General features: G+C 69.2%; 24 protein-coding genes and 1 riboswitch. Of the genes, 21 read left to right on the top strand and 3 right to left on the bottom strand.

The window, feature by feature from the left end; genetic code table 11:
- The first annotated feature begins 42 nt into the window (after nucleotides 1–42).
- The 10 genes from AC1DEZ_RS12615 to AC1DEZ_RS12570 all read left to right on the top strand — a co-directional run bounded on the left by AC1DEZ_RS12615 (nucleotide 43) and on the right by AC1DEZ_RS12570 (nucleotide 9,444).
- On the top strand, nucleotides 43–1,200 hold the full coding sequence (locus AC1DEZ_RS12615) for an NAD(P)/FAD-dependent oxidoreductase (RefSeq protein ID WP_441509424.1): 1,158 nt from the start codon (nucleotides 43–45) through the stop codon (nucleotides 1,198–1,200).
- Complete coding sequence (locus AC1DEZ_RS12610; protein WP_441509425.1) at nucleotides 1,197–1,460, top strand: 2Fe-2S iron-sulfur cluster-binding protein; 264 nt, start codon at nucleotides 1,197–1,199, stop codon at nucleotides 1,458–1,460. The genes AC1DEZ_RS12615 and AC1DEZ_RS12610 overlap by 4 nt, the downstream gene beginning before the upstream one ends.
- Nucleotides 1,453–2,736, top strand: coding sequence for an FAD-dependent oxidoreductase (locus AC1DEZ_RS12605; RefSeq protein WP_476779774.1), 1,284 nt, complete (start codon nucleotides 1,453–1,455; stop codon nucleotides 2,734–2,736). The genes AC1DEZ_RS12610 and AC1DEZ_RS12605 overlap by 8 nt, the downstream gene beginning before the upstream one ends.
- A gap of 13 nt (nucleotides 2,737–2,749) precedes the next feature.
- Entirely contained in the window at nucleotides 2,750–4,147 is a 1,398-nt protein-coding gene (locus AC1DEZ_RS12600) for an aldehyde dehydrogenase family protein (RefSeq protein ID WP_476779808.1), read from the top strand.
- A 20-nt stretch (nucleotides 4,148–4,167) separates the two neighbouring features.
- Complete coding sequence (dapA, locus tag AC1DEZ_RS12595) at nucleotides 4,168–5,076, top strand: 4-hydroxy-tetrahydrodipicolinate synthase (RefSeq protein WP_441509427.1); 909 nt, start codon at nucleotides 4,168–4,170, stop codon at nucleotides 5,074–5,076.
- 124 nt (nucleotides 5,077–5,200) lie between these two features.
- The gene (locus tag AC1DEZ_RS12590) at nucleotides 5,201–6,028 is read left to right on the top strand and encodes a transporter substrate-binding domain-containing protein (RefSeq protein WP_476779773.1); all 828 of its coding nucleotides are present in this window, start codon (nucleotides 5,201–5,203) and stop codon (nucleotides 6,026–6,028) included.
- Nucleotides 6,029–6,124: 96 nt separating this feature from the next.
- Nucleotides 6,125–6,787, top strand: a complete 663-nt coding sequence (locus tag AC1DEZ_RS12585; protein ID WP_441509429.1) for an amino acid ABC transporter permease — start codon at nucleotides 6,125–6,127, stop codon at nucleotides 6,785–6,787.
- A gap of 14 nt (nucleotides 6,788–6,801) precedes the next feature.
- Complete coding sequence (locus AC1DEZ_RS12580; RefSeq protein WP_441509430.1) at nucleotides 6,802–7,581, top strand: amino acid ABC transporter ATP-binding protein; 780 nt, start codon at nucleotides 6,802–6,804, stop codon at nucleotides 7,579–7,581.
- On the top strand, nucleotides 7,574–8,722 hold the full coding sequence (locus AC1DEZ_RS12575; protein ID WP_441509431.1) for a saccharopine dehydrogenase family protein: 1,149 nt from the start codon (nucleotides 7,574–7,576) through the stop codon (nucleotides 8,720–8,722). The genes AC1DEZ_RS12580 and AC1DEZ_RS12575 overlap by 8 nt, the downstream gene beginning before the upstream one ends.
- Nucleotides 8,719–9,444, top strand: a complete 726-nt coding sequence (locus tag AC1DEZ_RS12570; protein ID WP_476779772.1) for an aspartate/glutamate racemase family protein — start codon at nucleotides 8,719–8,721, stop codon at nucleotides 9,442–9,444. Before AC1DEZ_RS12575 ends, AC1DEZ_RS12570 begins: the two co-directional genes overlap by 4 nt.
- 289 nt (nucleotides 9,445–9,733) lie before the next feature.
- Here the strand turns inward: AC1DEZ_RS12570 and cobO are convergent, their stop codons facing one another.
- Nucleotides 9,734–10,342 (bottom strand): cob(I)yrinic acid a,c-diamide adenosyltransferase, encoded by a 609-nt coding sequence (gene cobO / locus AC1DEZ_RS12565; RefSeq protein ID WP_441509433.1) that lies wholly within the window; start codon nucleotides 10,340–10,342, stop codon nucleotides 9,734–9,736.
- Nucleotides 10,342–10,854 (bottom strand): bifunctional adenosylcobinamide kinase/adenosylcobinamide-phosphate guanylyltransferase, encoded by a 513-nt coding sequence (cobU, locus tag AC1DEZ_RS12560; protein ID WP_441509434.1) that lies wholly within the window; start codon nucleotides 10,852–10,854, stop codon nucleotides 10,342–10,344. Before cobU ends, cobO begins: the two co-directional genes overlap by 1 nt.
- Before the next feature lie 147 nt (nucleotides 10,855–11,001).
- Nucleotides 11,002–11,187: riboswitch (cobalamin riboswitch) on the top strand.
- A 36-nt stretch (nucleotides 11,188–11,223) separates the two neighbouring features.
- On the opposite strand from cobU, the gene AC1DEZ_RS12555 reads away from it, so the two are divergent.
- Genes AC1DEZ_RS12555 through cobJ form a run of 9 tightly spaced genes read left to right on the top strand, consistent with a single transcriptional unit; the run spans nucleotide 11,224 to nucleotide 20,635 of the window.
- Entirely contained in the window at nucleotides 11,224–11,400 is a 177-nt protein-coding gene (locus AC1DEZ_RS12555; RefSeq protein WP_441509435.1) for a CbtB domain-containing protein, read from the top strand.
- A gap of 12 nt (nucleotides 11,401–11,412) precedes the next feature.
- On the top strand, nucleotides 11,413–12,156 hold the full coding sequence (locus AC1DEZ_RS12550; RefSeq protein ID WP_441509436.1) for a CbtA family protein: 744 nt from the start codon (nucleotides 11,413–11,415) through the stop codon (nucleotides 12,154–12,156).
- Between the two features lie 39 nt (nucleotides 12,157–12,195).
- Nucleotides 12,196–12,585, top strand: a complete 390-nt coding sequence (locus AC1DEZ_RS12545; RefSeq protein ID WP_441509437.1) for a DUF1636 family protein — start codon at nucleotides 12,196–12,198, stop codon at nucleotides 12,583–12,585.
- Nucleotides 12,586–12,589: 4 nt separating this feature from the next.
- Nucleotides 12,590–13,645, top strand: coding sequence for a cobalamin biosynthesis protein CobW (gene cobW, locus AC1DEZ_RS12540; protein WP_441509438.1), 1,056 nt, complete (start codon nucleotides 12,590–12,592; stop codon nucleotides 13,643–13,645).
- A 9-nt stretch (nucleotides 13,646–13,654) separates the two neighbouring features.
- A complete protein-coding gene (gene cobN / locus AC1DEZ_RS12535) occupies nucleotides 13,655–17,167 on the top strand; it encodes a cobaltochelatase subunit CobN (RefSeq protein ID WP_441509439.1) in 3,513 nt (1,170 codons plus the stop codon).
- A complete protein-coding gene (gene cobG / locus AC1DEZ_RS12530) occupies nucleotides 17,164–18,474 on the top strand; it encodes a precorrin-3B synthase (protein ID WP_441509440.1) in 1,311 nt (436 codons plus the stop codon). The genes cobN and cobG overlap by 4 nt, the downstream gene beginning before the upstream one ends.
- Nucleotides 18,471–19,103: a precorrin-8X methylmutase gene (locus AC1DEZ_RS12525; protein WP_441509441.1), complete on the top strand. Its 633-nt coding sequence runs from the start codon at nucleotides 18,471–18,473 to the stop codon at nucleotides 19,101–19,103. The genes cobG and AC1DEZ_RS12525 overlap by 4 nt, the downstream gene beginning before the upstream one ends.
- A 3-nt stretch (nucleotides 19,104–19,106) precedes the next feature.
- Nucleotides 19,107–19,847 (top strand): precorrin-2 C(20)-methyltransferase, encoded by a 741-nt coding sequence (locus AC1DEZ_RS12520; protein WP_441509442.1) that lies wholly within the window; start codon nucleotides 19,107–19,109, stop codon nucleotides 19,845–19,847.
- Nucleotides 19,844–20,635, top strand: coding sequence for a precorrin-3B C(17)-methyltransferase (gene cobJ, locus AC1DEZ_RS12515; RefSeq protein WP_441509443.1), 792 nt, complete (start codon nucleotides 19,844–19,846; stop codon nucleotides 20,633–20,635). The genes AC1DEZ_RS12520 and cobJ overlap by 4 nt, the downstream gene beginning before the upstream one ends.
- Here the strand turns inward: cobJ and AC1DEZ_RS12510 are convergent.
- On the bottom strand, nucleotides 20,578–21,342 hold the full coding sequence (locus tag AC1DEZ_RS12510) for a cobalt-precorrin-6A reductase (protein ID WP_441509444.1): 765 nt from the start codon (nucleotides 21,340–21,342) through the stop codon (nucleotides 20,578–20,580). The two genes, cobJ and AC1DEZ_RS12510, sit on opposite strands and share 58 nt — an antisense overlap.
- On the opposite strand from AC1DEZ_RS12510, the gene cbiE reads away from it, so the two are divergent.
- Together cbiE and AC1DEZ_RS12500 are read left to right on the top strand one after the other, a co-directional pair.
- Complete coding sequence (gene cbiE / locus AC1DEZ_RS12505) at nucleotides 21,341–22,591, top strand: precorrin-6y C5,15-methyltransferase (decarboxylating) subunit CbiE (protein ID WP_476779771.1); 1,251 nt, start codon at nucleotides 21,341–21,343, stop codon at nucleotides 22,589–22,591. The genes AC1DEZ_RS12510 and cbiE overlap by 2 nt on opposite strands.
- On the top strand, nucleotides 22,588–22,980 hold the full coding sequence (locus tag AC1DEZ_RS12500; RefSeq protein ID WP_441509446.1) for a cobalamin biosynthesis protein: 393 nt from the start codon (nucleotides 22,588–22,590) through the stop codon (nucleotides 22,978–22,980). The genes cbiE and AC1DEZ_RS12500 overlap by 4 nt, the downstream gene beginning before the upstream one ends.
- Nucleotides 22,981–23,099 lie beyond the last annotated feature (119 nt).

Here is a 23,099-nt window from a genome sequence, read left to right as displayed (position 1 = left end):
CGAGGTTCTGGCCATCGCGTTACGGGACGAACCGCTCCGGGCATGGCCTCTTCTTCATCCATTCATGTCGCCGTGATCGGCGCCGGGATCGTGGGCGCAGCGGCCGCCCATTTTCTGGCTGCCGCCGGTGCGCGGGTGACGCTGCTCGACGCCTCTGGGCCAGCTGCGGGCGCGACCGGCGCGTCGGATGGCGCCGTCTCGGTCGCCAGCAAACGGCCGGGTCCGATGATGGATCTGGCCCGCCACGCCCGGGCCTTCTATGTCCGCAGCGAGCGGGATGGCCTGTTTCGCGGCCTGTTCCATCGCCGCTCGACTTTCCTCGTCGCACGAACGGCGATCGAGGCCGATCTCGTCGCCCAGCATGGCGCCGACCTCGCCGCGGTGGGCGAGCGCGTCGTCGAAATCAGCCGCACGGCTTTGCTGGATCGCATTCCGGGGCTGGGTGCCAGCGTCTGCGCAGCGCTCGAAATCCCCGATGACGGGCATGCGCTGGGCTATGAGATCACCGAGCGCCTCCTGCACAAGAGCGGCGTCAGCATCCGCCGCAATGCGCCCGTGTCCGAGATCGTCATGCGGGCTGGGCGCGTCGGCGGCGTCGCGATCCGGAACGAGCTGCTCGCAGCCGATGCCGTGCTCGTCGCCGCGGGGATCGGCTCGGCTCCGCTGCTCGGCCTTGGCGAGATTCTGATCCCGCGCAAGGGGCAGATGGTCGTCACCGACCGTGCCAGCACGGCAGGACCTGCGATCGACGGCCATCTGATGGCGGCTTCGTATCTCGCCGCCAAACGCGGCATCGTCCGCGACAACGCCCATATCGGCTTGGTGATCGACCCGCTGATGACGGGCCAGTTCCTGATCGGCGGCAGCCGCGAAGACCATCGCAGCGACCACGCCACCGATGCCGTGACCATCGCGGCGATCCTGCGTGAGGCGCTCGATCTCTACCCGCCGCTCGCCGGTCGCCGCGTCCTGCGCAGCTTCGCCGGGGTTAGGACCGCCTCCCGCGACGGCCTGCCGATCGTCGGCCTGCACCCGTATCGCGAAGGCGTCGTCATTGCGACTGGCTTCGAGGGCGACGGCATCTGCCTCGGACCGTTCATGGGTGCCTGCGCTGCCCGCCTGCTGCTGGGCGAGAAGCCGGAAACCGACCTGTCCGCTCTGTCGCCGCAACGCTTCGCTCGCGTCGAGGCCCACGCATGACCAGCCATTTTCTCTGGAACGGCGCGCCGGTGGCTTTCCAGCCGGGCGAGACGATCGCCGCAGCGCTGCTCCGGGTCGGGATCACCGATCTCGGCCAGTCCAACGACGCGCCCGGCGGACGGATGTTCTGCGGGATCGGCGCCTGCCAGGGCTGCGTCGTCGCGGTCGCAGGTGCGGCGCCGGTCGAGGCCTGCCTGACGCTCGCTAGCGAAGGCCTCCGGCTCGGCGCGCTACCTGCGGTCGGAGCCGATCATGCATAAGGGCCCTGTCCTCGTCGTGGGCGGCGGTCCGGCCGGCGCCAGCGCGGCTGCCGCCATCGCGGAGGCCGGCCTGCCCGTCATGCTGGTCGAGCAGCGGGATCAGCTCGGCGGCGCCATCCATCGCCAGCCGGCTGCCGGCGAAAACCATGTCTGGCGGCCCGCTCGTCACCGCCGCAACTGGACGGAGCTGACGGCGCGACTCCGGGGCTCCGCCGAGCGGATCGAGGTTCGGACGCAAACAGTGTTCCTCGGCGTCGACGGCGAGGGTCGCTTTTTGTTCGACGATCGTCGTGCCGGCCACGTCTTTGCGCACCGCCCCCGGGGAGCGATCATCGCGGTCGGTGCCGTCGAGACGATCTGTCCGTTCCCGGGCTGGGAACTGCCCGGCGTCATGACGGCCGGCGGTGCGCAGGTCCTGCTCAAGGAAACGGGCCGCCCTCCGGAGGGCCCGATCCTGGTGGCCGGCAGCGGACCGCTGCTGCCCGCCCTCGCGGCCCAGCTCGCAAAGGCCGGCAATCCCCCGGTCGCCGTGCTGGAGCGCGGCCGGCCATGGCGCGCCGCAAGGGCTCTGGCCCGCCTCGCCGCGTCATGGGCGCCGATGGCCGAGGCGGCTGCCTATGCAGCGACGCTTGCCATCAGCCGCGTGCCCTACCGCTGCGGAGCCGTCGTGACACGGGCTGAGCCTGATGGCCCAGGCCTCAAGGTCGGCATCCGCGTTGGGGAGACGCAGGACACCCTGCGCGTGCGGCATTTGCTCATCCATGACGGCATCGCCCCGAACCGCACCGGGATTCCGTTGCCGGCCCCCGACGCGGCCGTGCCCGTCCTGCTCGCCGGGGATGGGCGGGAAGCGCTCGGCGCCGATGCCGCGCTGCTCGACGGTCGACGCGCGGCGATGAAGATGCTTGCCCGCCTCGGCCTGGCAGGCACAGACGCTTCGCAAGTGCAACGCGGCCTGCAGCGTGCACGGGGCTTTCAGGCCGCTCTCGGACAAGCGCTCCACAGCGAGCCGGTGGTGCCTGCGCCCGAGACCGTGATCTGCCGTTGCGAAGGACGCAGCTGCGCGGATCTGGCCGCCCTGGCAGACGACGCTTCGCCGCGCGAGATCCGGCTGATGGGGCGCTTCGGCCTCGGTGCCTGCCAGGGCCGCTTCTGCGGCCCGATGATCGCAGCCCTGCGAGACCGGCCATTGCCGGCCGCAACTCCCCCGCGCTGGCCCTTGCGACCGGTTTCGGTCGCGGCGCTCGCCCGCCTGACAGATGATGAAACGGAGTGATCTGACCGTGACGATGTCCCTCGCCAAGCCTGCCCGGGCTATCGCCGCCTCCATGGTCGAGGTGACCAATCCGTTCGACGGCGCCCTCGTCGGCAAGGTCCGCGGAGCGGACGAGGTCGCGGTGGCCGAGGCCCTGCGCCGGGCGCGCAAGGCCTGGTCCAGCTTCCGCTTCAGCACGCCCGCGGAACGCAAGGAACTGCTCTATCGCCTGGCCGGCCGCCTCGAGGACGAGGCGGAGGCGATGGCCCGGACGATCTGCGCGGAGGTCGGCAAGACGATCGCCGAGGCACGCAACGAAGTCCGCCGCGCCCGCAACACGCTCCGGCTGAGCGGCGACGCCGTCACCGTCCTGCATGGCGAGGTCCTGCCCACTGCCATCGTGCCGGGAGCGCCGGACAAGCAGGCCGTGATCACGCATGAGCCTGCCGGGGTCCTGGGAGCGATCACGCCGTTCAACTATCCGCTCAACCTGCTCTGTCACAAACTCGGCCCCGCCATCGCGGCCGGCAATGCCGTCGTCGCCAAACCCTCGCCGAAGGCTCCGCTCGCTGCGCAGCGCCTCGCAGAGCTGGCCGAGGAGGCGGGCTTCCCGGACGGCCTGTTCGGTATCGTCCATGGCGGCGCCGATGTCGCGGCGATGATCGCGAGCGGCGACATCGATCTGCTCAGCTTCACGGGTGGGCCGACGGCGGGATTGGCGCTGAAGAACGCCTCTGGCCTTGTCCGCTGCCTGATGGAGCTTGGCGGCAACGACCCTCTGATCGTCATGCCGGACGCCGATCTCGACCGCGCCGCCGACGTCGCGATCGCGCACCGCTTCGAAATCGCCGGCCAGAGCTGCGCCGCCGTGAAGCGGCTCTATCTGCACGACGCCATCCGCGAGACGATGATCGAGCGCATCGCGGCGCGCGTCGCGAAGGTCACCACCGGCGATCCGGCCGATGCCGAGACTGCCATGGGCACCGTCATCGACGAGCCGGCGGCAGCGGAAGTCGAACGACGTGTGAAACTCGCCGTCGCGGACGGCGCCCGGATCGTCGCGGGCGGAAACCGCCGCGGCACGCTGTTCGCGCCGACCTTGCTCGACGCCGTTCCGGCCCAGACGGAACTCGTTCGTTCCGAGACGTTTGGGCCGGTGCTCGCCGTGCGCCGCTTCGACGATCCCGACGCTGTGATCGCCGAGATCAATGGCGGCGCCTACGGGCTGCAGGCCGGGCTCTTCACCAACGACCATGCGCTCGTGAAGCGGGTCTCCCGCCGGCTCCGCGTCGGCGGCGTCATGATCAATGAAGGGCCGGATTTCCGCGCCGAGAATGTGCCGTTCGGCGGCATCAAGTCGAGCGGACTGGGCCGCGAGGGCATCCACATGACCCTGCGCGAGATGAGCGAAACCAAGGTCGTCATCGACTGATGATGCAAGGAGCCAACAAGATGATCGATCCCGAACTGCGCCGGCGCCTGACTGGCGTCTTCACCGCGCTGGTCACGCCCTTCCGCGACGGAGCGCTCGATATTCCCGCGCTCGAGAAGCTCGTCGCTGCGCAGATCGCGGCCGGTGTGTCCGGGCTCGTCCCGGTCGGCACGACAGGCGAAGCCGCGACGCTGAGCGAGGATGAGGCCGACGCTGTGATCCGCACCACGGTGAAGGCGGCTGCCGGACGCGTCTTCGTCATGGCCGGCGCCGGCTCGAACGCGACGCGGCTCGCCATCGGCAAGGCCGAGCGTGCCCAGGCGGCGGGCGCCGACGGCCTCCTGCTCGTGACCCCCTATTACAACAAGCCCTCGCAAGAGGGGCTGTTCGACCATTTCTCCGCCATCGCCGGCGCGGTTAGCCTGCCCATCATGCTCTACAGCGTGCCGGGACGCGCCGGCGTCGAGATCGCGCCGGAGACCGCAGCGCGGCTTGCGGCGGCGCATTCCAATGTCGTCGCCATCAAGGAGGCAGGGGGCAAGGCGGAACGGATCACGGAGCTGCGGCTGGCACTCGGCGAGGATTTCGTCATCCATTCCGGCGACGACGGCCTGACGCTGCCTTTCCTCGCGCTCGGCGCCGACGGCGTGACGAGCGTCGCCTCGAACCTGCTGCCCGCCGAGGTCGTCGCGCTGTGCCGGGCCTGGTACGCCGGAGACCCGCGCGAGGCGCGCCGCATCCACAACGCCTTGTTCGACCTCGTCGGCCATCTCTTCATCGAGAGCAACCCGGTGCCGGTGAAGACGGCACTCGCGCGCGCCGGCCTGATCGGCCCGGAGCTGCGGGCGCCGCTCGCAGCGCTGCGCCCGGAAAGCCGCAAGGCGCTGGAAGCAAGCCTGCAATCGTTCGAGAGCCGAGCGAACATATAAGAAAGCCGGTAGGACGACGACCTACTCTCGCATTGTCCACGCAAGTGCGTCGCCTAGGCTCTCGTCGTCCTAACCACCAGCGCAAGACCGAAAAACATCGGCAAGGGAACGGAGTGGAAAGCTCATGAAATCGATCATTCGCGCCATCTGCGCAGCCAGCCTGGGATTGCTGGCACTTCAAGCCTCGGCCCGGGCCGAAGACACCATCGACGCCATACGCTCGCGCGGCGTGCTGCGCATACCGGGGATCATCAACGAGGATCCCTACTTCAACAAGGACCCGCGGTCCGGCGAATGGCGCGGTTTCGCCATCGAGATGGCCCGCGACATCGCCACCACCCTCGGCGTCAAGCTGGAGGTCGTCGAGTCGAGCTGGCCGAATTCCATCCTCGACGTGCAGAGCGGCAAGGTCGATCTGGCGCTTGGCGTCACGGCGACGCCGCAGCGCTCCCTCTCCGTCGCGTTCTCGAACCCGACCTACTTCAACAGCTTCGTCATCGTCTCGCCCAAGGCGGAGCTCTCGAAGCTGAGCTGGGCCGAGCTCAACGACCCGAAATACACCTTCGCGGTCGACCTGGGCTCCTCGCAGGACCTGATCGCCCAGCAATACCTGCCGAAGGCCAAGATGCTGCGCTTCAAGTCCCGCGACGAGGCGATCGTGGCGGTGGTCACAGGCAAGGCAGACGGTCTCGTCAACACCATGTTGAACGGCCTCGTCATGRSCAAGAAGGCGAGCGGCATCGGYAAGGTSATGGTGCCGTCTCCGGTTCTGTCGACGCCCTCCGTGGTCGCCATGAACTGGAAGGCCGACGAGAAGTCGCGCGCCTTCATCTCGGCCTGGGCCGAATACAACCGCCGCATCGGCAACAACCAGACCTGGATCGTGAAGAGCCTCGCGCCCTTCGGCATCACGCTCGACGACATGCCCGAAGGCTTCGGCTTCGGCGGTTAAGGCAGGAGCAGCCCCCAGAGCAGGATATTCGCGAAAACCGGCTTCCGGCTTTTCGCATCCTGCTCGAGGGCTGCCTTCACAAAAGGCTGGCATGATATGTACACGTGGAGCTTCGCCCCGATCTTCCAGGCGAGTGATCTGTTCCTCTGGGGCGCGTGGATCACCATCGTCTACACCGTGGCCTCCATCGCCATCGGGCTGGTCCTCGGGCTGCTCCTCTGCTTCGCGCGGCTTTCCGGCATCGGGCCGCTGAGCTGGCTGGCGCAGGGCTTCCAGGAGCTGTTCCGCTGCACGCCGCTGCTGGTGCAGCTGCTATGGATCTACTACGCCCTGCCGCTGCTGCTCGGCTTCGATCTCGCGAATTGGGCGGCGGCGCTGATCACGCTCTCGCTCTATGCCGCGGCCTTCTACGCCGAGGTCTTCCGCGGCGGCATCGTCTCGATCGACAAGGGGCAATCCGAGGCGGGCGCCGCCATCGGCATGTCGGGCTGGCAGGTCATGCGGCGCATCGTGCTGCCGCAGGCCATCCGCCGGATGATGCCGGCCTTCATCAACCAGTCGGTGACGCAGTTCAAGAACACCTCGCTCATCTCCGTGATCTCGGTGGCGGAACTCACCTACATGGCCAGCATCGTCAACGGGCAGACCTATCGCCCGCTGGAATCCTACACCATCCTCGCGCTGCTCTACTTCGCCATCCTGTTCCCGATCACGAAGTTCGCCGACATCGTCGAGAGCCGGACGCGCGGCAGCCATTGAGCGAGAGCCATTCCATGAACTCCGTTGCCATGCCCGGCCTGCGCGAGACCGTTCTCGAAGCGCGCGGCATCACCAAGCGCTTCGGCGCGCTCACCGTCCTTCACGGGATCGATCTCTCGCTGACCAGCGGTGAGGTCGTCTCGATCATCGGGCCCTCCGGCTCCGGCAAATCGACCTTCATTCGCTGCATGAACATGCTGGAGGTGCCGGACACCGGCGAGGTCCTGTTCCGCGGCCGCCGCGTCGGCCCGACATTCCGCGGCACGGGCCAGCTTCTCGGTCTTGGCGAATTGCGGCGCCATGTCGGCATGGTGTTCCAGCACTTCAACCTGTTCCCGCACATGACCGTGCTGGAGAACGTGATCGAAGGCCCCATGACCGTGCAGCGCAAGCCGCGCGGCGAGGCCATCGACATCGCGATGGACTACATCGCCAAGGTCGGCCTCGCCGATAAGCGCGACGCGCGGCCGGACCAGCTCTCGGGCGGGCAGAAGCAGCGCGTGGCCATCGCCAGGGCCCTCGCGATGCAGCCGGACGCTCTGTTGCTCGACGAGATCACCAGCGCGCTCGATCCTGAGCTCGTAGGAGAGGTTCTGGGCGTCGTGCGCAACCTTGCCGAACAGGGCATGACCATGGTCCTCGTCACCCATGAGATCTCGTTTGCGGCCGGGGTTTCCGATCGTGTCGTCTTCATGGAAACCGGGCGCATCGCCGAGCAGGGCAGCCCGGACCGCATCCTGCACAACCCGGACAACGAGCGTCTCAAGACCTTTCTCGCGCGCTTCCATGGCTGATCCGCAGGCAAGCAACGCCCGGCCCTTCAAGGTCGTCATCGTCGGTGCAGGCCGGATCGGCACGGCGCTGGCGCTCCTCCTGCGCGGAAAGCCGGAATTCGAGTTCCTGCTCGCGGACCCGACCGAGCCCGGCCGCAGGCGAGCCAAGGACCTTGCGCTGCCGCTGACGGAAGCCGATCCGGCCAACGCAGCCCAGCTCGACCGGCTCTTGACCGGGGCCGATGCCGTGGTCGCGGCATTGCCGTCCTCGGCGACGCCCATGGTGGCCGCGGCCGCCCGCCGCAGCGGAAGCAACTATCTCGACCTTGGCGATGACGGAGCCGCGCTCGAAGCCGTCCAGCACGAGGCCAACGCCGCCGCAGGCTGCTTCATCGCGCAATGCGGCATCTCGCCGGGGCTCGTCTCGGGCCTGGTTCTCGATCTCGCCTCGCGCTGCCCGGGCCTGCCGGATATCGACGTCCGGATCGGCGCTCTGCCGCGAACGGCCGCCGGGCGCCTGGGCTACGGGCTGGTCTGGGATGTCGACGCCACCCTGCGCGAATATACGCGCGCCTCGCTTGCGCTCGTCGACGGCCGCGAGTCCGGGCTGGCGCCGCTGTCCCGCTGCAGCCCCTTGCATCTCGGATCGCGCGACTACGAGGTTTTCGTCTCAGGCGCGATCCCGGCTACGCTTCGCGAGCGCCTGGCCGGCAAGGTCGGGAATCTGATCTCGCATACCATCCGCTATCCCGGGCACGCCGAACAGATGGCGTTCCTGCTGGACGAGTTGAAATTGCGCGACCGCGTCTATCTGCTGCGCAATCTCTTCCTCAACGCGCTGCCCGAGATCACCGATGATCGTCTGCTGATCTCGATCACCGCAGCGTCTCGTGACGCGGATGGTGCGCCCCACGAACACTTCCTGCGCGAGGTCGAGCCGCTAGAGATCGGCGACGCCGCGATCGGCGCCATGCGGCGCACCGCTGCCTCCCATGTCGCCGCGGTGCTCGATCTGTTGCGCCTCGGGCAAATAGGCCGCCAAGGCCTCCTTGCGCAGGAGGACATTCCTCTGGATCTCCTGCGCGAAAACCGTTTCCTTGCCTGGTTCTTCGAGACGCCGGCACCTGTCCCCGGTCGCGTTTTGCAGGGAGTGCATCCATGAACGGCTCTGGGTCCGGACGGCTGGGCGCGGTCGTGAACGATCTGAGCATCGGGGTCCTGATGCTCGACACCCATTTTCAACGCCTGCCGGGCGATATCGGCAACGGCCGCACCTGGCCTTTCCCGGTCCAGTTCCGGGTCGTCCGCGGCGCCGATCCCGCGGCCATCGTCCATGGTCGCCCGGAAGAATTCCTCGAGCCCTTCATCGCCGCCGCCCTCGATCTCGTCGCTTGCGGGGTGCGCGGCATCGCTACCAGCTGCGGTTTTCTGGCGCTGCTGCAGCGAGAGCTGGCCGCCGCACTCCCGGTTCCCGTGGCCACGAGCAGCCTGCTGCAGGCACCGTTGATCGAGGCCATGCTGCCCGCCGGCCAGCAAGTCGGCATCCTCACCTTCGCCGCGGAGGCGTTGACGGCGCGCCATCTGGCCGCCGTCGGGGTGCGTCCCGACACTCCCATCGAGGGGCTGCCTCCGGACAGCCTGTTCCGCCAGGTCTATGGCAATCGCGGCGGCGTGTCCGACGTCGCAAAGCTCGAGGAAGAAGTCGTGACAGCCGCCCGCTCGCTGGTCCGCCGCCATCCGAATGTCGGCGCGATCCTCTGCGAATGCACGAATCTTCCGCCGCATTCGGCGGCGGTCGCTGCTGCCACCGGGCGGCCGGTCTTCGACGTCATCGGGTTCGTTGAATGGTTCGGGCATGCGATCGCGCCGCCGCGCTTCCGCTAAGGTTTGACGAGGAGCGCCGCTGGCTTTTGGTCTCGCTATTGATTGAAGTGCTCGCAAGGCGGGACTAGGCATGTCCCTAGGCGCGAGACTGCAGCGGAGATGCGGGGGTCGCGCTCGGCCTTCAGCGATGGCGTCCATCTGCGGGACTACGCAAGTTTCGTGCGGGACCGGGAGGCGGAGATGTGCCGCAGCCTCGGCATCCAGGCTCCGCGGTAGCTTGCGCCACCCCGCGCCGTGTCCCGGCCCTCCGCTGCCATGGGCCAATCGGCGCGCGAGATGGGCCGAGTGACTAAAACTCGATGCCCTGCTGCGCCTTCACGCCGGCGGCGAAGTGGTGCTTCACCAACGTCATCTCGGTGACGAGGTCGGCCGCCTCGATCAACTCCGGCTTGGCGTTGCGGCCGGTGACGACGACGTGCAGGTCTGGGCGGCGAGCGACCAGCGTCGACACGACGTCGGCGAGCGGCAGATAGTCGTAGCGCAGGGCGATGTTGAGCTCATCGAGCACCAGGAGCCGGATTTCGGGGTCGGCCATCAGCTCCCTCGCCTTCGCGAAGGCGCGCTCGGCGGCAGCGATGTCACGGGCCTTGTCCTGCGTTTCCCAGGTGAAGCCCTCGCCCATGCTGTGCCAGGCGACCTGATCGCCGAAGGTTTCCAGCGCCTTGCGCTCGCCGGTCGACCAGGCGCCCTTGATGAATTGCACCACGCCGATGCGCCAGCCATGTCCGAGCGCGCGCAAGATCAGGCCGAAGGCCGCCGTTGACTTGCCCTTGCCGGGGCCGGTGTTGACGATGAGAAGGCCCTTCTCGACGGTCTTGGAAGCGACCTCGGCGTCCTGCACCGCCTTGCGCTTCTCCATCTTGGCCTTGTGGCGGGCGGTGTCTTCGGTGTCGGTCATCATTTCACTCGCATCGGCAATCCGGCGACCATGAAGACCACGCGGCCGGCGCGCGCCGCAAGCGCCTGATGCAGCCGCCCGGCCTCGTCGCGGAAGCGGCGGGCGAGCGCATTCTCCGGGACGATGCCGAGGCCGACCTCGTTGCCGACCAGCACGAGCGGCGCGGAGACGCTTTCGCAGGCGGCGATCAGGGCCTGGCGCGCCGCGGCCGTATCGCGCTCGGCGAGGATGAGGTTGGTCAGCCAGAGCGTCAGGCAATCGACAAGGATGGGCCGGCCGGCCGGACGGACGGCGATGGCCTCGGCGAGATCGAGCGGCGCATCGACGGTCTGCCAGCCCTCCGGGCGGCGTGCGCGATGCTCGGCGATGCGCTCGCGCATCTCGTCGTCATAGGCCTGGGCGGTGGCGATGTAGCTCCAGGGGGCCGGGCAAGCCTCGATCAGCGCCTCGGCATGGCGGCTCTTGCCGGAGCGGGCGCCGCCGAGGACGAGGGTGAGGTGGGGCAATTCCATCGAAAAGTCCTATGCCGTCATGCTCGGGCTCGACCCGAGCATCTCCATCCGAAAGGGCGAGCCTCTTCCTGTACGAGATTCTCGGGTCAAGCCCGAGAATGACGTTTCTGCCACGGCGCACTGCATTGCACAGCGGCACGCCGATAGCTAATGATGGTCCATGACGGTGCCTCCGCAAGGAGGTGAAAAGGGAACGCGGTGAGATACCGCGGCTGCCCCCGCAACTGTAAGCGGGTGTTTCCCGCCATCGGCCACTGGAGCGCTCGCTCCGGGAAGGCGGTGGGGAACATCAGACCCGCGAGCCAGGAGACCTGCCGTCGACCCGCAACGATCCAACCGGCTGCCGGCGGGGCGGCCACGGAGAGCCCCATGAACACCGCTTCGGTTTCCACCACTCAACTCAGCGTCTCGGAACGCGTCAAGGCAGCCGCCGCCGCGCTCGTGATCGGCGTCGCGCTGATCTACACGACCGGCTTCGCGGCCTCGACGAACGTTCACAACGCCGGGCACGATACCCGCCACGGTCTCGCCTTCCCCTGCCACTGAGGGAAAGCATCCATGGTTACGCGTGTTCTCACGGTCAGCATTCTGGCCGGGCTTCTGGCTGGGCTGATCGTCGCCGCCCTCCAGCATGTCACCACCACCCCGCTGATCCTCAAGGCCGAGACCTATGAGGCGGCGTTGCGCCTGCAGGCGCCGACGCTCGCCGCCTTCGACGGCGAGGCGAAGATCATCCTCGCGCATGGCCCCGCTGGCGATGCGCCCGGCCACGACCATGCCGAATGGAAGCCGCAGGACGGCCTCCAGCGCACGCTCTTCACCAGCGCAGTGACGATCGCGACCGCAATCGGCTTCGCCGCGCTGCTGCTCGCGGGAATGATCGCGGCCGGCGATACGATCGACCAACGTAGCGCCCTGGTCTGGGGCGCCTGCGGCTTCCTGGCGCTCGGGCTCGCCCCCGCGATGGGGCTCGCGCCGGAATTGCCGGGCGCGGCTTCCGCAGCGCTGGAGCAGCGGCAGTTCTGGTGGCTGGTCACCGCTATCGCCACGGCGCTTGGGCTCTTCCTGTTCCTGCGCTTCGAGCAGCCCTGGCTCAAGCTGCTGGCCGTCGTCGTGATCCTGCTCCCGCATGTGATCGGCGCCCCGCATCCGGCTGCGCCGGAGAGCAAGGTGCCGGCCGAGGTTGCGGCGCATTTCGCGGCTCTGTCACTCGGCATCCAGGCTGCGCTCTGGCTCGCCACCGCCTTCATGGTCGGCGTGCTCTGGCCCTGGGCCAGCCGGCGCGCCGCGCTCGCGCGCTGAAGGCAGCGGAGCCTCCGGGCTCCGCGCGAAAGGCAAGTCATGTCCGAGGGCGACCTCACTATCCATGTCTGCACCGCCTGCAGGCGGGCGCGCGCCGATCTCCCGGAGGGTTACGACCAGCCGGGGCTGGCGCTCGCGGAGCGTCTCACCGCTCAACTCGCAGCAAAGGGCAGCACCATCCCGGTGCTGCCTGTCGAATGCCTCGCCGTCTGCAAGCGGCCCTGCACCATCGCGCTCAGCGCCGATGGCAAATGGACCTATCTGATCGGCGACCTCGACACCGACACCCATCTCGACGAGATCGTCGGCGCGGCGGAGGCCTATGCCGCCAGCGCCAACGGCATCGTTCCCTGGAAAGAGCGGCCGCAGTCCTTCCGCAAGGGCGTGGTCGCACGCGTGCCGCCTTTGCCGGCGCGCCAGCAAGGATGACATCATGAACGCTCCGCAAACCACGAACCTGGGCAAGACGCCCTGCACGATCATCACCGGCTTCCTCGGCGCCGGTAAGACGACGCTGGTGCGCCATCTCCTCGAGAATGCGCAGGGCAAGAAGCTCGCCGTGCTSGTCAACGAGTTCGGCGATCTCGGCTTCGACGGCGAGTTCCTGAAGGGCTGCGGCATCGCCGGCTGCAGCGACGAGGACGTGGTCGAGCTGCCGAATGGCTGCATCTGCTGCACCGTCGCCGATGATTTCGTGCCGGCGCTGGAGAAGCTCCTGAACCGGCCGAACCCGCCCGAGCATATCCTGATCGAGACCTCCGGCCTCGCCTTGCCGAAGCCGCTGGTGCAGGCCTTCAACTGGCCTGCAATCCGCGCCCGCGTCACCGTCGACGGCGTCATCGCCGTGGTCGACGGACCGGCCGTGGCCGATGGCCAGTTCGCCGATGATCCCGAGGCGCTCGCGGCGCAGAAGGCGGCCGATGTCTCCGTCGAGCACGACAACCCTCTGGAGGAGGTATTCGAGGACCAGATCCTCTGCGCCGACCTTATCCTGCTCAACAAGAGCGACCTCGTCGACGAGGCCGGCCGCGCACGGGTCAAGGCCGAGATCGCCGAGCACCTGCCCAAGGCGATCAAAATCGTCGAGACCGCCCATGGCAAGGTCGAGCCGGCGCTGATCGTGGGCTTGGGTGCCGCGGCCGAAAGCGATCTCGCCGCCCGCCCCTCGCATCATGGCGAGGGCGAGCATGATCACGACCATGACGATTTCGACTCGGTCGCCGTGCCGCTGCCGGCGGGGCTTTCACCGGAGGAGCTGACGGCGCGTGTCGCCAAGGCCGCCGAAGCCGAGGGCGTGCTGCGGCTGAAGGGCTTCAGCGCCGTGCCGGGCAAGCCGATGCGCCTCGTCGTGCAGGGCGTGGGCCGGCGCGTCGGGCATCATTTCGACCGCCCCTGGGGCGCGAGCGAGCCGCGCGACGGGCGCCTCACCGTGATCGGCCTCAAGGGCTTCGACCTCACGGCCGTGGAAGCGGCTCTCGCGGGGGCGTAAACCGGACCGATGCATCTTCTCCCGACCAGCGAGATCAGGCTCGACGACGGCGAGGACGCCGTCGATCTCGCCTTGCCGCCGGGAGACGTGCTCATGCTCTCCTTCACCGACAGCGACCTCTCCGCGCTGGCGGTGGCGGCCCGCGTCGACGCGGAACCGCCCTCGTCATGGTCGGGCTTGTCCCGACCATCCACGCCTTCCCCTATCGAAGGTCGTGTTAAAGACGTGGATCCTCGCCACAAGGGCGAGCATGACGGACAGAGCCTGTCGGTGCGGCTCGCTCCGCTCAGGCGGCTGAGACATCCGCTCTCGGTCGATTTGTTGATCGAGAAGACGGCGGCGCAATGCCGCTTCGTGCTGGTGCGCTGCCTCGGCGGGCTCGACTACTGGCGCTATGGCATCGAGCAGCTCGGCATCGCCTGCCGCGCGCGCGGCATTCCGCTCGCGATCCTCCCCGGCGACGAGCGCGACGATCCGAGACTGGGCGAGCAGGCGACCGTCCCGGCTGAGTTCGCGGCGGAACTGCTAGCCTATTTCCAGGCGGGCGGCGGCGCCGAGAACATGCGGCGGCTGCTGGGGCGGATCGCAGGATATATCGCGCGGGCGCCAAGAGCATCCAACCTGACGCCACTCCCGCTGCCATCGTTCTTCGCGCTCGGCAGCGACGGCAAACCCCTGCCATGGCTCGACGCGCTCGCTACGATCCCGGCCGACAAACCACTCGTCCCGATCCTGCTTTACCGATCCGGCGTCGCGGCTGGCGACACGGCCATGGCCGAGGCCCTCGCCACCGCCCTCGCCGCGCGCGACCTCGCACCCCTCCCGCTCGCGGTGACCAGCCTGAAGGACCCCGCGGTCACCGCCGAACTCGCAGCGCTGATCGCAGTGCGAAAGCCGGCGCTGATCGTCACCAGCACCGCCTTCTCCGCTCGCGAAGGCGCGGATTTCGTGCTCGACGGCGCCGATTGCCCGATCCTGCAGGCCGTGCCGGTGGGCAGCCCGCGCGAAGCCTGGGAAGCCTCGCCGCGTGGCCTCTCCGCCGCCGATCTCGCCATGCAGGTGGCGCTGCCGGAATTCGACGGGCGCATCGGGGCAATTCCGGTGGCGTTCAAGGCCGAAGCAACCGACCCGGCGACCGGGCTCAGTATCCGCCGGCTCGTGCCGGATGCAGAGGGCATCTCTGCGCTTGCCGATTTGGCGAAGGGCTGGATCGCTCTCGCCCGGAGACCGGCGGCCGAGCGAAAGCTGGCACTGGTGATGTCGGACTATCCCGCGCGCGGCGGCCGGGCCGGCTTCGCCGTCGGGCTCGATACGCCTGCCAGCGTGACGGCGATCCGGGAATTGTTGGCGGGGGTGGGATACGCTGTTGCCGCTCTCAACCCTCATCCTGAGGAGCCGCGCAGCGGCGTCTCGAAGGATGATCCAGCGCGCTCTGGAGCATCCTTCGAGACGCTAGGCTCGCGCCTTGCTCCTCAGGATGAGGGCTCGCTCTTGATGGCCGCACTGACTGCCGGGCCAACCAATCTCTCCATGCCTCTCACGGCCTATCGCGAATGGCTCGCCACCATCCCCGCTGCGGCGCGCGAGTCCCTTCTTGCCAGCCACGGTGCGCCCGAAGCCGATCCCACCTGCCGCGAGAGCGCCTTCCGCTTCCGCGCCGTACGCTATGGATGCCTCACCGTAGCCCTGCAGCCGCCGCGCGATACCACGCCCGACCGCAAGGCGCGCTATCACGACCCCGACGCGCCACCCGGCCACACCTACCTCGCCTTCTACCTCGCGCTGCGCCAATCCGAGGCCATCGACGCGCTGATCCATCTCGGCACGCACGGCACCACGGAATGGCTGCCGGGCAAGGCCGTGGCGCTCTCGGCCGGCTGCTGGCCGCGCCTTGCCGTCGGCGGGCTGCCGGTGATCTACCCCTATGTCGTCGACGACCCCGGCGAGGCGGCGCCGGCCAAGCGACGGCTCTCGGCCGTCACCCTCGGCCACCTCCCGCCGCCGCTGGCCGAGACGGAGGACGCCGGCGAAACCGCCTTGCTGCGCGATCTCGTCGAGGAGTTCTCGCAGGCGCAGGTGCTCGATCCGCGCCGCGCCGACCTCGTCGCCAGCGAAATCCGGGCGCGGGCCGAGGCGAGCGGGCTCGCGGCCTCCTGCGGCGTCGCAGCCGACATGGAGATGAGCGAGGCCCTGACCCGGCTCGACGCCCATCTCTGCGACATCGCCGAATTGCCCTTCCGCGACGGGCTGCACGTCTTCGGTCGGTCCGACGCCGACCCGGCTTCCGCCCGCAACGAGCGCGAGAACCTCCTGCGCTCCCTAGATGGCCGCTTCGTTCCGCCGGGCCCGGCCGGCTCGCCGCATCGCGGCCGTCCTGACGTGCTGCCGACCGGGCGCAACCTCTCGACGCTCGATCCCCGCGCGATCCCGACACGCGCCGCCACACGGCTGGGCCAACTGGCGGCGCAGGCTGTGGTCTCGCGCCATCTGCAGGATCATGGCGACTATCCGCGCCGGATCATCATGGACCTCTGGGCCTCACCAACGCTGCGCTCCGGCGGCGAAGACATCTCCCATGCGCTGGCATTGATGGGCGTCGAGCCGCTCTGGGACAATGCCTCGACCCGCATCACTGGTTTCAGTATTCTGCCACAGCCGAAGCTCGCCTATCCGCGTCTCGACGTGACCGTGCGCATTTCCGGCACCTTCCGCGACACCTTTCCGGGGCAGATCGCGCTGATCGACCAGGCGGCGCGGGCTGTCGCCGCGCTGGACGAGCCCGACGACTGGAACGAGCCGGCCGCTGCCCGCCGCCGCGGCGGGCATGGCGCGCGCATTTTCGGTGCGGCTCCCGGCCGCTATGGCGCCGCCATGGCGGACCGAGCGCTCGACGGCGACTGGACCGAGCGCCAGGAGCTGGGGGCCGCCTATCTCGCCGCCTCCGACCATGCCTATGGCGGCCCGGAAGGCATGGCCACGGCCGACCCCGGCTTTATCGACCGCATCAAGGCTTCCGACGCTTTCATCCATGTCAGTGACACCGCCGGGCGTGACATTCTCGAAGCCAGCAGCGCCGCCGATGTGATCGGCGGGCTCGCGGCAGCTGCGAAGGCGCTCGGCGCCGATCCTGCCCTCTACAGCCTCGACAGCTCGAACCCCGAAGCGCCGAAGGCGCGGACGCTGGCCGAGGACATCGCTCGCATCGTGCACGGCCGGCTGACGCATCCGCGCTGGATCGCTTCCCAACTCGCCCATGGCTGGCGCGGGGCGGCGGAGCTGGCCGAGGCGGTCGATACGCTCTTCGTCTTCGCGGCGAGCACGGAGGCCGTCGCGGACGGGCTGTTCGAAGCGGTCTTCCAGGCCTATTGCGCCGATCCGCAGATCTGGTCCGCTCTCGAAAGCGCCAATGCGCCGGCCGCCGCTTCGATCCGCTCGCGACTGGCCGAGGCGGCGCGACGCGGCCTCTGGACCAGCCGGCGCAACTCGGTCGGCGCCTTCCTGGCGCGGGAGGCGGCGGAATGAGCGCGCTCCCGCAAAAAGCGCCGCAGGCCGGAAAGGAAGCGCTGCGACGCGGCTGGTGCCCGAGCACCCTCAGGCCGATGGAGACCGGCGACGGCTGGCTGGTGCGCCTCCATCCGCCCGGCGCGATGCTGACACCTTCACAACTGAGGCGGATCGCGGCTCTGGCAGCCGAGCACGGCAACGGACTCGTCGAAATCTCCGCCCGCGCCAATCTGCAAATCCGGGGGGTGACGCCCGCGAGCCATCCGGCGCTGGTCGAGCGCCTGCTGGCGGAGCATCTCGTCGATGAGCATGCGGGTGATGGACCACAGCGGCTGACGCTGGTCTCGCCGCTGGCGGGCAGCGATTCGAACGGCCTGATCGACGCAGCCGCATTGGCCGGGCAGATCGAGCTGCGCGCCCGCAGGATTCCCGGCCTGCCGGCCAAGCTCAGCGTTATCGTCGATGATGGCGGCACGCAGGCTCTGGACAGCCTTTCAGCCGACATCCGAATCGTCGGCGTCGGGGCCGGGGGTGTCACCCTGTGTCTGGCGGACCATCTGTGGCGTGGGCCAATCCCCGAAGCGGATGCCGCAGCGACGGTTGACACCATCCTGCGCGGCTTCGCAGCGCTGCGCAGCGCCGCTCCCGACCGTATCCGCCGCCTGCGCGACCTGCCATCCGAGAGGTTGACCGGCCTGAGCACGCTCCCGGAAGCGCCTGCACATGCCTACCGCCCCCGGGGGCTGCGCGCCGGGCTGCTCGCTCTGGGGGAGGACCGGTTCGCGGCGGTCATCGGCCTACCCTTCGGCCGGTGCGATGCGGCCACCCTCGACAAGCTCGGCGCCGATATTGAGACCAGCGCAGGCGACATCCGGCTTTCGCCCTGGCGAGGGCTTGCCTTCCGCAATCTCCGCCGCGCCGAAGCCGACAAGCTGATGACACGGGCGAACGGCCTCGGCCTGATCACGCGGGAAGAGGATCCGCGCCTTTCCGTGCAGGCCTGCGCCGGCAGCCCCGCCTGCTCGCGCGCCAAGGCACCGGCAACGGCGGATGCGGCTATCCTCGCCGACGCGGCCGCCGATCTGCTCGCGCGAGGCGTGACGCTGCATGTCTCCGGCTGTGTCAAATCCTGCGCCCATCCGGCGGCCACCGATCTCACTCTGGTCGGGCGTGACGGGCGCTACGACGTCGTGTTCGGCGGCACGGCGCGGGACAAGCCGGTCGCGACGCTTGACCTTTCGACGCTGCTGGCGCGATTGCAGCCGGGAGAAGAGTTTCACGCGCGGCTGGCCAATGTCGCGCGTTCAACGGGATCGCAGGGTTGAGCAGGGCATACGATTACATTCAGGACGGGGCGGCGATCTATGAGCGCTCCTTCGCAATCATCCGTGCGGAAGCTGATCTCGCCCGCTTCAACGGTGTGGCCGAGCGCGTCGTCGTGCGGATGATCCATGCCTGCGGCATGACCGACCTGCCCGGTGACGTCGAGATGTCGGCGGATTTCGCGAAAGCCGCACAGGCCGCGCTCAGGAGCGGCGCGCCGATCCTCTGCGATGCCAAGATGGTCGCCAATGGCGTGACGCGCGCGCGCCTGCCGGCCGGCAACGAGGTCATTTGCACGCTCGACGCCCCTCAGGTCCCCGCGCTCGCGGCTGAGATGGGCACGACCCGTTCCGCCGCCGCGATGGAGCTGTGGAAGTCCCGGCTTGCCGGCGCCATCGTCGTGATCGGCAATGCGCCGACCTCGCTCTTTCGCTTGCTTGAAATGCTCGATGCCGGCGCGCCCAAGCCGGCGGCCGTGATCGGCATCCCCGTGGGCTTCGTCGGCGCGGCGGAATCGAAGGCAGCGCTGGCGGAGGATGGGCGCGTGCCGTGCCTCGTCGTGCATGGACGGCGCGGCGGTTCGGCCATGGCGGCAGCGGCCGTCAATGCGCTCGCGCAGGACAAGGAATAGGCGATGAGCGGGACACAACGGCCCCTGCTCTACGGCGTCGGCCTCGGGCCCGGCGCCCCGGACCTGATGACGGTCAGGGCGCGCGAGATCATCCTTTCGGCCGATCGTCTCGTGCATTTCTGCAAGCGCGGCCGGCGCGGCAATGCCCGCAGCACGGCCGACGCCATCATCGCGCCCGATCCGGCCCGCGAGATCGAACTCGCCTTCCCCGTCACGACCGAGGCCAATGTCGGCGAGCCCGACTATGACGGGCCGATCGCGACATTCTACGAGGAGGCAGCGGAACGTCTGGCGGCGGAGATGCAGGCCGGGCGGTCGCTCGCCGTGCTCTGCGATGGCGACCCGTTCTTCTACGGCTCCTTCATGCATCTGTGGCGGCGGCTCTCCCAGCGCTTTCCGACCGAGGTGGTGCCCGGCGTCACCGGCATGACCGGCGCCTGGGGCGAAGCCGGGGCGCCGATCACCTGGGGCGACGACGTCATGACCGTGCTGCCGGGCACGCTGCCGGAGGCGGAGCTGGCGCGACGGCTGGCCGATACCGACGCCGCCGTCATCATGAAGCTCGGCCGCAATCTCCCGAAGGTGCGCCGTGCCTTGGCGGCCGCCGGGCTGGCGGGCCGAGCGATCTATGTCGAGCGGGCGACGATGGCGCGGCAAGTGGTGGCGCGCCTCGCCGACAAGGCCGATGACGAGGCGCCCTATTTCGCCATGGTGCTGGTGCCCGGCGAGGGACGGCGCCTGTGACGGGCTCGCTCACCATCGTCGGCCTGGGCCCGGGCACGCCGGAGTGGATCACGCCAGCGGCGCAGGCCTCTCTCGACTCCGCAACCGACATTGTCGGCTACGGCCCTTATGTCGACCGGGTGCCCGAGCGGGCCGGATTGACCAAGCACGCCTCGGACAACCGCGTCGAGGTCGAGCGCGCCTCGCACGCCCTGCGGCTGGCGGCGGAAGGCCGGACAGTCGCGGTGGTCTCGGGCGGGGATCCTGGCGTCTTCGCCATGGCGGCGGCGGTGTTCGAGGCGCTGGAAGCCGGCCCCGCGGCGTGGCTGGCCATTCCCATCGGGGTCGAACCCGGCATCACCGCGATGCTGGCGGCCGCCGCGAAGGCCGGCGCTCCTCTCGGCGGGGATTTCTGCGCGATCTCGCTCTCGGACAATCTCAAGCCCTGGGATGTGGTGACGGCGCGGCTCGACGCTGTGCTCGCCGCCGATCTGGTGATCTGCCTCTACAATCCGATCTCGAAGGCCCGGCCCTGGCAGCTCGGCAAGGCGCTGGAACTGGCGGCCAAGCAGCGCGAGGCCGGAACGCCGGTGCTCTTCGCCCGCGCCGTCGGGCGCCCTGACGAAAACCTGCGCGTGCTGACGCTGGCGGAGGCTGTTGCTGCCGCGAGCACGGCGGACATGGCGACGCTGGTGATGATCGGCGCGTCGAGCACGCGCCTGATCGCGCGCGAGGGCGCCGCGCCTTACGTCTACACGCCGCGCTCGGTCGCGAAGATGCCCTGCGCCACCAGCCAGGGCAGGACCTGATCGATATGATCGACGGTCTCGACATCGGGCTTGGGCGGGCGCTCCACCATCACCACCGGCAGGGAGAGCCGGCGCGCCGCCACGAGCTTGCCGACCGTCGCCGGCCCGCCCGAATTCTTGCTGACCAGGATCTCGACGCCCTCGCGGCGCATCAAATCTTCCTCGTCGTCGACGTCGAAGGGGCCGCGCTGCTGGATAACGTCGACATGCGGCACCGGCAGGCGATCGCCGATCGGCTCGATGGCGCGGACGAGATAGCGATGCTGGGGAGCGTCGGCGAAGGCCGGCAGTTCCAAGCGCCCCACGGTGAGGAAGACGCGCCGCGGCGCGTCGCCCAACGCCTGCGCGGCAGCCTCGATATCCTGCACGGATTTCCAGCGGTCGCCGGCGCGCGGCTTCCAGGACTCGCGGCGGATCGCCAGAAGCGGCACGCCTTCGGCCTTGCAGGCATGCTCGGCATGGAAGGGCATGATCGCGGCGAAGGGATGGGTCGCATCGACGACGGCGACGATGCCTTCCTCGACCAGATAGCGCCTCAAGCCCTCGACGCCGCCGAAGCCGCCAGTGCGGACCGGCAGATTGGTCGGGCGGGGATCGACGGTGTGCCCCGCCAGCGAGATAATGGCGCGAATATCGGGAGCCTGATCAGCCAAGTGCTGGTCAAGCGCAGCAGCTTCAGTCGTTCCGCCAAGGATGAGGACGGTCATGTCGACAGTTTTGCGTGAATCGGATGCTCTGTCGAGCGGCGAAGCGCCGGCGCCCTGGCTCTCGCTGATCGGCCTCGGCGAGGACGGTTCCGCAGGCCTCTGTCGTGAAGCGCTGGCAGCGTTGAACGAGGCCGAGATCGTCTTCGGCGGCGAGCGGCATATCGCGCTCGTCGGCTCCGTGCCGGGGGAGCTGCGCTCCTGGCCGCAACCCTTCCGCAACGCGCTGCCGCAGATCCTCAAGGAGCGCGGCCGCAAGGTCTGCGTGCTCGCGACCAGCGACCCGTTCCATTACGGCATCGGCAACAGCCTGAGCCGCGCGATCCCGGCCGAGGAGATGCGGATCATCCCGCAGCTCTCCTCTTTCTCGATGGCCTGCACGCGGATGCGCTGGCCGCAGGAGGAATGCGCGCTGGTGTCGCTGCACGGCCGCACGCTCTACCGCATCGTCCCGCACCTCCAGCCCGATGCGCGCATCCTTGCCCTCTCCTGGGACGAGAGCACACCGCGCGCCGTCGCCGAGCTGATGGTCGCACGCGGCCTCGATGCGAGCCGTATCGTCGTGATGGAATCGCTCGGCGGGCCGCAAGAGCGCATCCGCGAGGCCCGCGCCGACGCCTTCGCCATCGATGATATCGTGCCGCTCAACCTGATCGCGGTCGAGGTTGCCGCGACCCACGACTCGCGCATCCTGCCGCTGACGCCCGGGCTCGACGAGGCATGGTTCGCCCATGACGGGCAAATCACCAAATCGGAGATCCGCGCCATCACGCTGTCGGCGCTGGCGCCGCGCGGCGGCGAGCTGCTCTGGGACGTCGGCGCGGGCTCCGGCTCGGTCGCCGTCGAATGGTGCCAGCGCCATGTCCGCAACCGGGCTGTCGCCTTCGAGGCTCGGGCCGACCGGGCCGAGCGGATCGCGCGCAACAAGCTCGAACTCGGCGGCCTCGACGTGACCGTCGTTGGTGCGGCGCCCGCCGGCTTCGTCGGGCGCGAGGCGCCGGATGCGGTCTTCATCGGCGGCGGGCTGACCGAGGAAGGCCTGTTCGTCGCGGCCTGGGCGGCGCTGAAGCCGGGCGGACGGCTCGTCGCCAATGTCGTCACCATCGAGGGCGAAGCGAAGCTCGCGGCGCTACACGCCGAACATGGTGGCTCGCTGCGCCGCATCTCGATCGATCGGCTCGCCCCCGTCGGCGGCAAGCATGGCTGGCGCCCGGCGATGCCGGTGACGCAATGGCGGGTCGAGAAGCCTTGAGCGCCGGCCGCCTGGTCGCCGGCATCGGCATCCGGCCCGGCACGGAAGCAGTCGACATCCTGGCCTGTCTGGACGAAGCGCTGGCGATTGCCGGCCTCAGCGGCACTGCGACGCCGCGCTTCGCCACGCTCGCGAGCCGTGTCGGGGAAGCCGGCATGATTGCCGCGGCGGCAGACCGCGCGGCCGAGCTCGTCGCCATACCCGACGAGGCGCTGAAGGGCTTCGAGGCCGCCTGCGCGACGCGTTCGACCCGCATCGCTTCCCTCTACGGCGTCGGCTCGGTGGCGGAGGCTGCGGCGCTGGCTGGAGCTGGCCCAGGCGGCCAGCTGGTGCAGCCGCGCATCGCGACGGGCCGCGTCACCTGCGCGCTGGCCAGGACGGTATCGTGATGCACCCGAACCTCCCCGTCATTCCGGGGCATGCCGCAGGCATGAGCCCGGAACCCATGAACTCGACATTGCCGCGTTTGCCGCACCGATCGCTGCCCGCGCCTCTTTGGTTCCGTGAC

This window comes from Allobosea sp. 10L422 (assembly GCF_056395345.1).
The sequence above is the reverse complement of the archived record's forward strand: the minus strand, read 5'-3'. Positions and strand labels throughout refer to the sequence as shown.